Annotated in this window: 11 protein-coding genes (1 of these 11 running past the window's edge); 7 read left to right on the forward strand and 4 right to left on the reverse strand. The window is 45.0% G+C overall.

Features of this window, described 5'->3' with window-relative positions:
• Both mcrC and R2103_RS04855 read right to left on the reverse strand, forming a co-directional pair.
• Positions 1 to 553, reverse strand: partial view of a 5-methylcytosine-specific restriction endonuclease system specificity protein McrC gene (gene mcrC, locus R2103_RS04850; protein WP_317530384.1) — the start only. 584 nt of this gene lie to the left of the window's left edge; 553 of the gene's 1,137 nt are visible here — the first part of the coding sequence; its start codon is at positions 551 to 553; the stop codon falls past the left edge of the window.
• Positions 553 to 2,775, reverse strand: a complete 2,223-nt coding sequence (locus tag R2103_RS04855; RefSeq protein ID WP_317530385.1) for an McrB family protein — start codon at positions 2,773 to 2,775, stop codon at positions 553 to 555. Before R2103_RS04855 ends, mcrC begins: the two co-directional genes overlap by 1 nt.
• A gap of 478 nt (positions 2,776 to 3,253) precedes the next feature.
• Between R2103_RS04855 and R2103_RS04860 the strand changes: the two genes are divergently transcribed.
• Positions 3,254 to 4,426, forward strand: a complete 1,173-nt coding sequence (locus tag R2103_RS04860) for a Fic family protein (RefSeq protein WP_317530386.1) — start codon at positions 3,254 to 3,256, stop codon at positions 4,424 to 4,426.
• Positions 4,427 to 4,719: 293 nt separating this feature from the next.
• On the opposite strand, the gene R2103_RS04865 is transcribed toward R2103_RS04860, so the two are convergent.
• Together R2103_RS04865 and R2103_RS04870 are read right to left on the reverse strand one after the other, a co-directional pair.
• On the reverse strand, positions 4,720 to 7,770 hold the full coding sequence (locus R2103_RS04865) for an ankyrin repeat domain-containing protein (protein WP_317530387.1): 3,051 nt from the start codon (positions 7,768 to 7,770) through the stop codon (positions 4,720 to 4,722).
• 102 nt (positions 7,771 to 7,872) lie between these two features.
• The gene (locus R2103_RS04870; RefSeq protein WP_317530388.1) at positions 7,873 to 8,193 is read right to left on the reverse strand and encodes a hypothetical protein; all 321 of its coding nucleotides are present in this window, start codon (positions 8,191 to 8,193) and stop codon (positions 7,873 to 7,875) included.
• Between the two features lie 413 nt (positions 8,194 to 8,606).
• Between R2103_RS04870 and R2103_RS04875 the strand changes: the two genes are divergently transcribed.
• The 6 genes from R2103_RS04875 to R2103_RS04900 all read left to right on the forward strand — a co-directional run bounded on the left by R2103_RS04875 (position 8,607) and on the right by R2103_RS04900 (position 13,384).
• On the forward strand, positions 8,607 to 9,416 hold the full coding sequence (locus R2103_RS04875; protein WP_317530389.1) for a hypothetical protein: 810 nt from the start codon (positions 8,607 to 8,609) through the stop codon (positions 9,414 to 9,416).
• 121 nt (positions 9,417 to 9,537) lie between these two features.
• Positions 9,538 to 9,750 (forward strand): hypothetical protein, encoded by a 213-nt coding sequence (locus tag R2103_RS04880; RefSeq protein ID WP_317530390.1) that lies wholly within the window; start codon positions 9,538 to 9,540, stop codon positions 9,748 to 9,750.
• Positions 9,747 to 11,456 carry a type IV secretory system conjugative DNA transfer family protein gene (locus R2103_RS04885; RefSeq protein WP_317530391.1) on the forward strand — a complete coding sequence of 570 codons (1,710 nt, stop codon included), beginning with the start codon at positions 9,747 to 9,749 and terminating at the stop codon, positions 11,454 to 11,456. Before R2103_RS04880 ends, R2103_RS04885 begins: the two co-directional genes overlap by 4 nt.
• Before the next feature lie 26 nt (positions 11,457 to 11,482).
• Positions 11,483 to 11,833 carry a hypothetical protein gene (locus tag R2103_RS04890; protein WP_317530392.1) on the forward strand — a complete coding sequence of 117 codons (351 nt, stop codon included), beginning with the start codon at positions 11,483 to 11,485 and terminating at the stop codon, positions 11,831 to 11,833.
• Complete coding sequence (locus tag R2103_RS04895; protein ID WP_317530393.1) at positions 11,820 to 12,764, forward strand: hypothetical protein; 945 nt, start codon at positions 11,820 to 11,822, stop codon at positions 12,762 to 12,764. Before R2103_RS04890 ends, R2103_RS04895 begins: the two co-directional genes overlap by 14 nt.
• Positions 12,761 to 13,384 carry a hypothetical protein gene (locus R2103_RS04900; protein ID WP_317530394.1) on the forward strand — a complete coding sequence of 208 codons (624 nt, stop codon included), beginning with the start codon at positions 12,761 to 12,763 and terminating at the stop codon, positions 13,382 to 13,384. The genes R2103_RS04895 and R2103_RS04900 overlap by 4 nt, the downstream gene beginning before the upstream one ends.
• Positions 13,385 to 13,388: the final 4 nt, after the last annotated feature.

Raw genomic sequence — 13,388 nt, forward strand, 5'->3', positions numbered from 1 at the left:
TATCACTGGCATCATGTCTACCGAACCGATCAGCGCTCATTTCAGCGAGCGTCGGTGGGTTGCCAGACACACCCATAGCCTTCATTCCACTTGCTAATGAACGACAACGGTGCGCCACCTCTTTGCGACCCACAACCCTTGAGATTGACTCCAAAGCGGCTCGAACGAAGCGATTACGCGGCGTATCGATTGTCAGTTCATCGAAATGACACGCCACCAAGCCTCGTGCCAGCAATTGGTTACGCTCAGTCGCTAACACGTCGATTCGTCCACGCACCCGGTTGAGCACAGCATCACGAGATCGGTAGCCGCTGCTGATATGGCGACGTAATCGCGTTTCCACTACATGCGCGAGAATCTCCGCAATTAGGTCGGGCAAATCATCTGGACTGTCCTCCAATCCAACCTTACCGATGCCACTAGAACGGAATAAATCTGAGGCATAGAGCATCAGGAGCCAGATGTTACGGACCGGAATGCCTCCGATGCGGCCCTCTACGCCCAAATCACCATTAACGATTGGGCTCTCCATTTGCGCTGCAACCACTGCCATCACCAATCCTGTATCAGGTGAGTGCAAGCCTTTTGTGCTTCTTCGGGCGCATCAAACCAATATTCATCAAGCAACGGACTGATCTCGGTCTCGACGACTTGTCGGAACCAATTTTTGGTTTCTCCTGCCTCCAGTCGGTGAACTGGCGTCACATAACTGTGGCCAATTCTGAACTGCTTGCCCAGCCGTGCATCAGCCGTGATCTGGTCGTTCAACTCGGCAATCCTACGCTCGATGTCTGCTACTAAAATGGGGTCAACGGCGCACTCCTTGACTACCCAATTACGCCATGCGCTACCTAATCGGGGCTCCAGTCCGACGAAAGCGAAGCGGCGGCGTAGCGCCAGATCAACCAAAGCCAGAGATCGATCTGCTATGTTCATGGTGCCTATCACATGCAGATTCTCGGGAATGTGGATCGGGCGGCGTTTGCCATCCGCATCGGGATAGCAGAGTTCTAGCGCCTCACTGGGTGTGCGCTTGCCCGCTTCCAGCAGTGTCAGCAATTCACCAAAGATCTGCGCTGGATTGCCACGATTGATCTCTTCGATCACAACGACAAATTTTGATGATGATTCCTTTGATGCTGCCTTGATTGCCTCCATGAAGACACCATCAGCCAGCGACAATCTGCCATCGCCGGTTGGTCGCCAACCTCGCACAAAGTCCTCGTAGGAAAGGTTCGGGTGAAACTGAACTGCGCGAACCTTGCTTTCATCCTTCTGTCCCATCAAAGCGAAGGCTAGTCTTTTAGCCAGCCATGTTTTGCCTGTACCTGGCGGCCCCTGGAGAATCAAGTTCTTCTTCGTGCGTAACCGATCAAGCAGACGAACGATTTCCTCTCGTTCGAGAAAACAGCCATCCTTCAGGATATCTTCAACGGTGTACGGCACGATGGGCACCGCAGCTCGAACAGTTTCCTGCACCGCATCATCGACGTCATGAATCTCATCGTTACCATCGGCATCTTGAGCATCCAACAACATCTCACCAGTGGGGTCCTTGTAAAGCCATGCTTCCATTGACAGCTCGGGGTAAGAATGAACCGGGTAGGAAGCTTCCTGAAATCTTGGTTCCAAAGCGTCCATGACGGCCAGATAGTCCGAAGAGTTACAGCGTTTCTTGGGCCCGTGCAGACCAATCGGCACACTGAGCTTCTTGGTGACGTATACCTGCGAGTTGTTGTCAAGGCTTAGGAAGTCCCAAGGCCTTATCCAGTACAGACCGAAAGTCAGGTTCCACGCAACGAATAATCGGCCATTGACATGATCAAACGCCTTAGCGAATTCATAACGGGCATCATCGGCGTCAGAGTCAGCAAACTTAATTGCTGCCGTGAAGACGTCCCACAGCGCATCAATGTGATCCGGTTCACGGCGTTTCTCAAAAGGAAAGAACCATGAATTCTGAAGATTCAAAAGCGGAACACCATCAAAAGTGCTTGGCGCAGGCTCTTCAACTCCAAGAAATTTTCCCAGCTCCGTTGCAATGATTCTGCGATTGGTATCCGTCAAACCGCGATTGAACAAACCCATCGTCGTGAATGGGCAAATATCCTTTACGAAACCTGTAGTACCGTCTGCATACTGATCCTGTAAGTGGCCAATCCCCTCGATGCGTTCTGCAATTTCTTCAAGGCCTTTAACAAGCGCTGCTCTATTGCTGCGATACGTGAGTAGCTTATCAGCAATAGCTTCGTAAAACTTTGTCCATTCGAAGCGTCTCTTGTCTGGGGTGGAAGTACCAAATCTTTCCCGCCAAAACGGTTCATTCCGGAACCGTTCAATGTCTTGCGGTTTCCCATCGAAGGCAAAGTCGATCAAACCATCAGCCATCCATTCACCAGAAAGTACACGCCACACGGTCCCTCTATGTGTGTAGAAGTACCATTCTCGAACCGGCTCTACCTTTATCCATTCAACCCGAACACGCTGACCATCATTCAAATTCTCCGTGATCGTCCCAACTGCCTTGATAGCCATGACTGAAACTGTCTGCCCACGGTTGTCGAAAGGCAGGCCGTGCTTTCGTGTGTAAGATGACTTGATGGCAATGCGGTCACCAACGCGCATGGACCTCACTACATCAAGTAGCTTGTCCTCGTAACCATTTTCCCAAATCCCCTCCGCAAGAAAACGCGGCATCTGATCCTCTGTTCTGCCAAAGCTTGCACCGACAAACCAATTCGTCCTCGCGCCTGTCTGTTCATTTTTTGTATTCATCCTATTTTCCTCTGTCACCCGGTGGGTAGCTTTGTAACAAATTCAGTTAATGAGATGTGATTTTCCCATTTAACAGGGATAACTTTTTCGATAATGTAACGTACTAAGACCTTCTATTAATCAGCTCTGGTTAATTGAGGTACAGCTACCAGAGATGTATTGGGTTCCCATATTCTCCAGAATGGATTACAGGGGCAAGGTCAAACATAGTACGTAAGCTTGGTTTATAAAAATCCTTAATTGCGTCGATAATCGCCGCTAATTATCAATTTAATAAACCTTCTCTATTGGCATTTTTTTAATAAATTGATTTACAAGCAAAATTTATTAAGCTCTGTATGGTTAATTAATTTTATGGACATATCTTTAATTAGTTGTTTTTCTCTGATAAAGATGTTTAACTAAGAGATTATATTAATTAAATATCACATAATAAGTTTAATTAATGCTGCTCGCTAATTAAAGATAGAAACAGCCCATGAAAAAGGTCAGAGAAACAGGTGAACTTGTATCCTGCTCGGTAGCAGATGAAAAATATCAGGCCTTTGTTCCGGCCACCCTGCCTCCTAAGCCGCCCTTGGATATGGGGCAGCTTGGCAGCTTGCTGGCCTCCGCCAGCGCCGCTCTTGGCCGCCTGGATGGTCTGGCCGGTTTTTTGCCGGATATTGGATTGTTCATTTACATGTATGTCCGGAAAGAAGCTCTATTGTCTTCGCAGATTGAAGGGACACAATCGAGCTTTTCCGATCTTCTGATCTATGAAAGCGAAGCAGCTCCCGGTGCACCTTCTGAAGAGGATGTTCAGGATGTCTCCAATTACATAGCGGCACTGAACCACGGTCTGGAGCGACTGCGTGGCGGATTCCCATTATCCTTGCGCTTGATCCGGGAAATTCATGAAATACTGCTTTCAAAAGGACGCGGCTCCACCAAAATGCCTGGAGAATTTCGCCGGTCGCAAAACTGGATCGGCGGCCCACGGCCTTCAAAAGCCCGGTTTGTTCCACCTCCACCGGAACGGCTGGAAGAATGCCTCGGCGCTTTTGAAAAATTCCTTCATGCAGATGATGATGGTTTGCCGGTTCTCATTCGTGCCGCGCTGGCCCATGTGCAGTTTGAAACCATCCATCCATTTCTGGATGGCAATGGCCGCGTCGGGAGGTTGCTCATTACGTTGCTTCTTTGCGCCGATGGCGTTTTGAAAGAGCCGATTCTTTACCTCTCGCTCTGGTTCAAGACACGGCGGGATGAATATTACGATCAGCTGCAATATATCCGCGATACCGGGGATTGGGAAGAATGGGTCAGCTTTTTCCTGCGCGGCGTCATTGAAACCGCCGATCAGGGTGTAGCTACGGCCAAGCGCATTCTTGACATGTTCGATGCAGACCAGCGCAGGGTTGAAACAGCCCTCGGCAAGGCTGCGCCATCGGCTCTAAAGATTCTTGCCCACATGCGGAAAAAACCGGTAATTGCCCCGAAAGATTTGGTCGTTCCACTGGGACTTACCATGCCGACTATCAATACAGCCCTCCAGCATCTGGAGAAAGCTGGAATCGTGCAGGAAATAACCGGTCGTCAGCGCGACCGGCTGTTTGCGTACAAGGCTTATCTGGCAATTCTGGAAGAAGGCACAGAACCGTTGGCATAATCCAACTTTGGGCCGATAAATAGAGCATTTCCTGTTTAAAGCCCCCGATATCTGGCAATGACCATTAGTCCTTCCTTGGGGTTGGGATTTTTGAAAGTGAGCGATAGATCGTGCATGAAGAAACATCAAATTGATCTGCGATTTGTGCCGGTGTCATATCGGGTTGCCGTTGTAACAAAATCTAAAAAATGCAGTGTAAGTCGAGGTATTAAAATTACCAATTGATTCAAATTCGCTGCTGGTAACTTATTTAAGGATACCGGTTTAACACCAAGCTGCTTACTAACAAAATGCTAATATTCCATGCCATGCTCAATCAATAGACGAATTATTTCTGCATGTCCGTTCGCTTGAGCAATCGATAAAGCTGTCTCTCCATTTTTATTGATCGCATCAATATCTGCGCCTTCGTTAATTAGTAATCTAACCGTTTCAATATGGCCGTTACAGCTGGCGTAGATAAGTGCGGTATTATCTTCATTATCGGGAATATTAATTGCGGCCCTCTTATGAAGTAGCAGTTTGACCGTCTCGACATGATTGTTGGCGCTGGCATATATCAGCGCTGTACAACCTTCTCTATCGTCATAGATATCAATATTGGTAGCATCCTTATCGAGTAACAACTTGACAATCTCACTGTAACCCCTAATGCTAGCGTGCATCAACGCCGTAAAACCTTCGGTAGGAATTTCAACCTTCGCCCCCTTATCGAGCAGCAGATTAATTATCTCGGTATTACCGTGGATACAGGCCCCGATAAGTGCTGTATATCCGTCAACGCTAATGGCATTAACTTGTGCATCATTATCGAGTAGCAGCTTGACTGTTTCAGTATGATTAGCAAGACAAGCCTGAATAAGAGCTGTACACCCCCCCTCATCAGTGGCATCAATATTTGCGTCATTCTCGAGCAGCAGCTTGACAATATGACTATGATTATTGAAAAAACTGGCTTTCAAAAGAGCAGTAGATTCTGCTTGATCGGTGATATCCACTTCTGCACCCTTATCAAGTAGCAATTTAACTGTATCAATTTGATTTTCTTCACTGGCCCACATAAGTGCCGTACAGCCATTAATATCGGTAGCATTAATGTTTTCTGCTTTACGTGGAAACTTTACAGTTTTAATATAACAATTTGATATTTTGTCTATTTTAGTATTCTGACCTCTCTCTAAAACTGCTTCCTCAGTCTCTCTATATTCTGTTAGTGCATTGATCATTTTATTAAATCCATAAACGCTTGCAATCATGAGTGGTGTTTTTCTGTTTAAATTGCTTTCGGTATATCGATCAAACAATGCACGCATATCCTCAGAGAGCTCAGGTGGTATTTCTGTAAACTTGTGCATTAATTCGAAGTAAAGCATGGAGTGCCTTACAGATGATGAAAAAAAGTCTTCATTATTAGCTTGAGAGAAGGCAGTAGAGTCTATTTTGTTGAGTAAAGTGACGATTTTCTTTTCAGGAAACTGATCTTGTATTACATCAATCATATCGATAAGCCCAACAGTAATGGCCCAATGGATAGGTTGTGTGCTTCTAAAGTCAGCGGGATTCATAAACCCAAAGAGCGAATCCCATAGCGCTCGCGTTTCTTTCAAGCTCTGGTCATCGTTGAGCAAGTTTCGTGTTAGACGCTGGATAAAAGCAATAAACTCTGTGGTGTCTTCTATTTGTGTGCCTTCGTTGCCCGCCATAAATATCTGCCGGAACTCTTCTTGATACTTAGGGGATTTTTCAAGAAATTGGAGAAATTTCAGAAAAAAACTCTCACCGAGAATATCCGGCTCGAAAGGAGCTAGAGTGATTGCATCATTATCAGCGACAATGTTCTGGCAAATAGCTTTCACATCATAAAAACACTCAGGAGCGGAAATACAATTGCCTGCCGCCTCGATGAGGTCACGATAGGTCATTCCGCGTCGCGCGATTGCGACTGCAGTAAAATGAGATGCCCAACGGCCTGAATCATTTTCAAGTTCCCAAGGCAGACGATTATCGCCCGAAAGATAGTAATCGATTAATTCACGGCGATTCCATACCGTGAAATCTTTACCTGACTTTATCGCATCGCCTACAAGGGCTGCGAATAGGGGGTGATATGCACCTTGCATATTCTGAAGAGAATCATGAGCTTCATTGACTTCATCACTTTTTATATTGATCCCAGCACGATGCGCAATAATCGATTTGATGATTATTTCCTGATCCTCTGTTTCTCGTAAATCAAGCGGCTTTGTGTCAAAAAAATATTTTTCATTGCGGTTGAGGCTTGATCCATCCCCAGAAAACCCCCAGCGTTTGTCGCTGTGCAATGGTTCTGAAAATACATGATCAATAAGGAGCAGCCTTACCTTTGATTTGGCTTTCTTGGAGCATTTCATTAATTTCAGAATCGCATCTTCAAAACCGTACATGTAATCAATGACGATCAATGTTGGATTATCCGGCAACCAGTTATCCCACTGTTCCGGTTCAGTTCTGTCTTCTTTATGCAGAACGCGGCAATCCCAGTCTTTTAGTGCGGATAAACCATATGCCCATTGAGAAGCCAGCCGTGTTTTACCCGAACCGGAAGGTCCGGCAATAGCCCAGATTTTAAATTGACCCTCGGCTTCGACAAATTTATCGAGTAGCGCGATTTCATTTTTTCGACCGACTAGCGGTAATTCTTTATGGTTGTATGGGTCGAGCCATTTCTCCTTTCCTTGGACATGTTCGATCCTGAATCTGCTATCTGCGCCTGTTTGTTCCGGTAACTGTTGTTCCTGCTTATCGAGCGTAATAGGTCGTAGGGATTTTGATTGCAGTTGTGCAACTAAACGAGGCGTATCCAGCAGAAAATTTTCTATGTCTTTTTCATATTCAGAATGTAATAAAAGTCGTATTTTTTTACTCTCACAATCTTTAAGAAATTCAGCCAGTAAATGGATAAGTTCTATATCTAAAAATTCGGCCGCAGTCTGTACGCCGATTTTTACTCTACTAGATTGTATATTTCTATTTTTTCCTAAACGAAAAACTTCAGCTAGTCCAGCGGCTCTTTTATTTAATTCATTTCGAAAATCTTGTTTACGTTCTTTTGCTTTAGCTTCACTCACCACACTACGGTGTTTACCTTCGCTTATCCATTTTATTAAAAAGTCGAAGAGGTGTATAAAGTCAAGTCGAAAATAGGATTGATAGGAAGGATGATTTAAGTCTAGAACATACTTCCCATCGAGTTTTGTCCAATCACGCACTCCACATTTTGTGATCTCTTCAAAAAGATTCCGGTAAGTTTGGTTTTCAATAGATTCGACCTTGAATTTACTAACTTCTTTTTTTCCGTTTTCCACACATACTTTCTCCGAATAATTTCAGATAGTAGTTTAATAAAAAAATAATGGAAAAAGATGAAATTAGTCTGATGTTTTTTATTTCTGGAAACAGAAACAAAATTATTTCGGTTCGCCAATATCAGGATTACCTGTACTAGGCGAATATTTTCCTGATTGCTCAGCAGCCGCTAGCTTGTCGCACAAGCACATAAACTGATCATAACTTTCCTGTGATGGAGATATATTCCTTAGCTTAAGTTTTAGAGCATGCCCTATGTGGTCGGCAACGGGAATATTACGGTCTTCAGCGTGCCTTGCTATTGCGCTCAATATTTCGGTGTACACATGATTCCAATTTTGCGCATTAAATGTAATTGTAACTTTATCATCCTTGACTTTTATCTTTAACGATTCTGAGCCAAGCGTTCTTCTCCGTGTCAATGCTCATATTCCCAATCTTAGTTGCGCTTAGCCCACTACAAGGCATTTCATTTTCATAGCACAGAACGTTGATTGCAAACAAATATTTTGTGCAGCGCATTGATATAAATATGAGTTTTAGTCTGTGCCTCTTTAACTGGTCGGCTAGATATGTGTACGCCGTACATGAATGGGTACACGTCTACGAACATCTCGTACACAAATTTACGTCTAGACTCGAGATGTTTTCAAAAAATTTAAAACGGAAGACGATATGTGTAAAGAACTTAGCACACCTAAAAGTGAGATAAACCGCATTAACCATGATGTTGGTTTGCCCACCGCACATTTTGAGGATGCTGTTTGTAAGACAACTGTGATGCTCCCATTAAAAATCTGCGCATTCAATATCGCATAGGCAAGGAGGATTAATTATGTCTTACAGCATCGAGCCATCAGAGACTAATTCAACAACACCAAATACTTATGATAACCACAAACTGGATAAAAACAATCGTACGATAGAAAAAATAAATTTTGATCGTACGGCTAAAAATTTACCTTGCCGGCCAACGGTAGAAGTTCACAATCAATTCGAAGACGCATTCGATTACGCTAACCAAAAACTTTTCTATCCGCACTTTGGCATATATTTACCGCACGTAATATTCAGCACACCCAAAAGTGCTCGGTTCATGGGATATTTTATCCGCAATCTCTGGAATAAAGAATCCGAAACGAATACCAAAGCATCAGAGATCGCTCTCAATCCTTTCTTTTTCAATGACCCGCTGGAAACGTGCAAGACGCTCGTGCACGAAATGATGCATTTGGCGCAGGCTGAGTATCCCAAGGTTTTTGGCAAGCCCGGCAATGGTGGCTACCACAACAAAACTTTCGCGTACGCAATGATCAAGATCGGATTAATGCCATCCTCAACGGGCAAGGAAGGAGGCGCTATTACGGGCATTAGGATGAGTGAATACATTATTCTGGGCGGGCCGTTTGATTATGTCTTCCAGGAATATTTAAGTACGGGCGATAAATTTGTATGGACAGTTCGCCCAACCAATTTCTCAGATAAAACGAGCGAACAGGACGGGAATAACACCGTTAGCGAGTGTAAGCGACGTTCCAAAACCAAATATACCTGCCCAGCCTGTACGTTAAACGCTTGGGCCAAGCCCGGAGCAAAGCTTGTATGCGGTTCGTGCTCTACAAGCTTGATAGAGGTGAAACCGTGAGTGGTCGTGATTGGATACAAGATCACCAGCATTCCGGCAAACCAAACGTATTTAGCATTTTGCCGGATTGCTTCTCGATGTGCCTAAATTTTCTAGCCATCACCACAAGAGGAGTAACACTATGACACCATTTGATACATTTTTCATCCCTGGGCAATACGTACTCAGGATATTTTTAAGTTTCTTACAAATTAACCCTGAAAATTTTGAGCCTGCTCTTCTTTCAGTATTTGCCGGATTTATAAGTTGGGTTTTCTGGATGGCTGTTATACGAGCTGTCTGGGCAATCACATTAAGAATCTTCGGCTTTGGAGGCAGAGGTCAATATCGATGAACGAACTCTATACTCTATACAAGCTTCATCAGATTAACTTCCTAACTGATCAAGAAGTTATATCAATTTTACTTTATTACGTAGGATTTTGTTTAGTAGCATTATTTGCTATTCGCACGGTTTTAATACTTTTTTCCAGAAAGACTGGTTTTTACCACCCAGATTATTATCGCCTTTGGCCCAGAATTCCATGGCGATCACTCATGATCATCTGGAATGACATCCGAATCTGGTTCGAGCGTACCTTTCAGATGGGCAATCGCGCTACGGGCGGATTTGCAAACGCACTTCAAACGCTCACACTGCTTTATAAACCTGGTCATATCATGCTTGGCAGAGCTTTTGCCTGGGGATTTGGACTACTTCAGCCTGTTGGAATTGAAGTTTTACGGCACCTTTTTATGTATGCCATGACTGGAGCTGGAAAGACGACAGCACTTATAACTATACTTTCCACGTGGCTCAATAGCGTCTTTGTCATAGACCCAAAGGCACAAACCACCAATGCTCTTTTTGAGCATGATTGGCGAACATGGTTTGTACTCGATCCATATGGTATTTCAAATGCAATAAGCGCTTTCTTTAATGCCATTGACTGCATTAAGACAGCAATGGAGCGTGATGGGCCAAAAGCTGCCGTTTTGTGGGCCATGCGTATTGCGCAGGCATTGGTCATCACGCCAAGTGGCTCCAGAACACCGTATTTTTCTGATACCGCACGCGGCTTTCTTGTCGGTGTTATTCTTCATGTAATCAGCTACCATCCGGAAGACGAGCATAACCTGCCTTACATACGAAGCTTGCTGGTCAATGGTTATCGTGTTTTCGATCCACAAACTGGAAAAGAAGAAACCACACCTGAAGAAGCTCAGCAGCTCCTGCTTCGCGCCATGGTTAATAATCCTGCCTTTGATGGCGCCATTGCTGGAGCCGCAGCCGCACTGGCAAACGCGAGCGGAGAAACTGGAGGAAATATCCGTTCAACATTGCTGGAGCAAACCAAGTGGCTGGACATTCCGGCCGTTCGTGATGTGCTTCGCAGCACAAGTCTTCCACTCAGCGACCTGAAAACCCGGAAGGATGTCGTATTTTCCTTGACGGCTCCTGTTCTATCCATCCGCGAAGAGCTCGCTCCGCTGTGCCGCCTGTTGACAAACATGACGGCTTATACCTTCGAATATGTCCGAGAAAAGAACGGACAATGCCTGACCATTATCGATGAATTGCCTAGCCAGGGTTATAACGAAACATTCGAGGTCATGCTGGCTGTCGCACGCAGCTACGGGCAAACCGTGCTCGGTATTTCGCAGAATATCGAGCTCATGAAAAAGACGTATCCAAAATCATGGGCAACGTTTACCGGTGAAGCTGATGCCGTTTTCTGGATGGCTACCAATCACGATGACACTGCTACGCATTTGTCGCAGATTCTGGGTAAAAAATCTCACGTCGAAAAAGACAACTACTCAGGCCGAAAAACCTATCGGGAAGTGGCCGTCATGGACGCCGACCAAGTCAAACGTTTCTTGAGCCCGGATAGCGGCAACCTCATTGTCACCAGAGCAGGAATGCGAGCACTCAAGCTGAAGAATGAGCCTTATTTCAAGGCTTTACCGGTTTGGAAATATGCCGCCGATCCCGATCACAAAGAAACTTTCTGGCGGAGGATTACCCGCAGGGCTTTTGATCGTCGCAAACAAAAATAAATCGATCCAAGTGCATGAAATCAAAGATGAAAACATCATTCTACTTATTAAAAAATCATCTAAAAAACAAGGAGGTAATTATGGAAAAAATGTCACCAACCCCAAAAAGGCCGCAGGGAATTGAACGTATCTCTGAGGCTGTTTCAAACCTGCTCCCTCCGCCACTTGCGCCGCTGCATCAGACTTTTATCGAACAAAAAGCGGGAATTAATGAAAAACGGGCCGAGTTGATCAGGAAGCGTGAAAACGTTCGGAATGAAGGTTATGCGGCAGCAACCCGGCTGATGACACCGAGCGCGGAGCAGTTACAGACCATAGGCGTTTCTTATCTTGATCTTTTCAATAAACAAAGGAGCAGCAAAGATGAAACCAGATGAATTATTTTCCTCAGAAGAGATGATGCGGTTTGAAGCCGTGCTGAAAAGGCATATTGAAGCAGCTGCAAAAGTGCCTCTTCTCATATTAATGACCTTGTTGGCAGGACTCGCTTTAGCAATCGTAGGCTACAGCGAATTTGAAATTGTTTACCGCGTATTCGACTATCTGGCTGGTGAAAACAACGAATACTGGTCGCCCACACTAATGGGATTTACGGCAGCGACCATGATTATCGGCTTCCACATTCTCGCCAAAGCCAAGCCACAGAACTTGGCAGTCAGAATCGTCGACAGGAGCGTTGAAATTCTGATTCCGACCTACCTGATTGGAATGGGATTCTTGATTGCCTGCATTCTCTTTGCCGATGGTTTGGGAAGCATGATTCAGATTGAAATGCCTGCCATGATCGGGAGCCTGCCTGAGGCCATTGAACAAGGATGGGTTGACGCTTTCTTTGCTCATGTCACAAATCCGTTGGCTGTTTTAGCTTTTTCACTTGGTATTGGTGGGTTGGCTATAGTCAATATCTTCATTGCTCACAAATTGCTGACGACGATTGCCATCAATATCAATGATATTTTCGGCAGGTTATCTCGTGCCCGCGCCGCCATCAAAGATCATCAGGCTATTTTAAACGCGCAGAAAGATTATTCTTCGCTAAATTCCGAGATTAACGATCTTCTCATCTGGGATGACAATTACATCCGCACAATCATTGCCAATGAAGTAATCAGCGTTATTTCCGATGCGCTTCTGCCGCATAAAAAATGGCTTCAAGAATCCCAATATTCCTCTGAATTTCGCTTCGAAGATTCACACCGGAAAATCGACCCCAAGCAAGTGGCTAAAGATATAGCAAAAATCGAAGCCATTCGCCCTCAAGACATCATGAATGCAATGAACCCAAAATTTCTGGAGAAAGGAAAATGAAAAAACTTCTTACATGCATCCTATTTATCTGTGCTGTGTCCACGGCAGACGCAAAAACACTGACTATCGGCATTGATTTGTCTGCTTCGAATCCGCTGCTATCGCATAAAAATTTTGCGCATGTAGCGAGCCAGCATGTGTCTTCAGAAATCAACAAGTTGAAAGACGGCGATGTTGTTCATGTGAAGACATTCGGCTCTCGTAAAGACGCACTGAATCTGCTCAATCCCACCTTTGAAATTTCCAGAAGATTGAAGCCAAGCAAAGTGGCTGGCATTGTTGCGCAATACATCCAATCTCTACCTGAACAAAAAGAGGCTTCTCAATCCAGCACCAACCTTGTTGCCTGGCTGGAATTTACCACTGGGTTTAATTGTGCTGAAAACAGCCAGATTCTTGTCATTACGGACGGTCTGGAATCTTCATCTTATGTTGATGGAAACCAATTGCTTCAAGGCAAAAAGAGTTTGCCAAAAGCGGAAGTTAATTTGAAGGGATGCGCTCTGACATTCTACGGACTTGGGGCCGGATGGATGCCTCAACAAGTCAAGATCGTCCGGAAAGAGTGGGAGCGTTGGGCAGAACAGGCCGGAGCAGCATTTACGGCCATTATCCCCTGAAGCG

This window comes from Nitrosomonas sp. Is24 (assembly GCF_033063335.1).
Taxonomy (GTDB): Bacteria; Pseudomonadota; Gammaproteobacteria; order Burkholderiales; family Nitrosomonadaceae; genus Nitrosomonas.

What these genes read in the sequence shown, in the direction of transcription:
- R2103_RS04855 (WP_317530385.1), bottom strand. Translation starts at nt 2,775, where the DNA reads ATGAATACAAAAAATGAACAGACAGGCGCGAGGACGAATTGGTTTGTC.
- R2103_RS04860 (WP_317530386.1), top strand. Translation starts at nt 3,254, where the DNA reads ATGAAAAAGGTCAGAGAAACAGGTGAACTTGTATCCTGCTCGGTAGCA.
- R2103_RS04875 (WP_317530389.1), top strand. Translation starts at nt 8,607, where the DNA reads ATGTCTTACAGCATCGAGCCATCAGAGACTAATTCAACAACACCAAAT.
- R2103_RS04880 (WP_317530390.1), top strand. Translation starts at nt 9,538, where the DNA reads ATGACACCATTTGATACATTTTTCATCCCTGGGCAATACGTACTCAGG.
- R2103_RS04885 (WP_317530391.1), top strand. Translation starts at nt 9,747, where the DNA reads ATGAACGAACTCTATACTCTATACAAGCTTCATCAGATTAACTTCCTA.
- R2103_RS04890 (WP_317530392.1), top strand. Translation starts at nt 11,483, where the DNA reads ATGAAAACATCATTCTACTTATTAAAAAATCATCTAAAAAACAAGGAG.
- R2103_RS04895 (WP_317530393.1), top strand. Translation starts at nt 11,820, where the DNA reads ATGAAACCAGATGAATTATTTTCCTCAGAAGAGATGATGCGGTTTGAA.
- R2103_RS04900 (WP_317530394.1), top strand. Translation starts at nt 12,761, where the DNA reads ATGAAAAAACTTCTTACATGCATCCTATTTATCTGTGCTGTGTCCACG.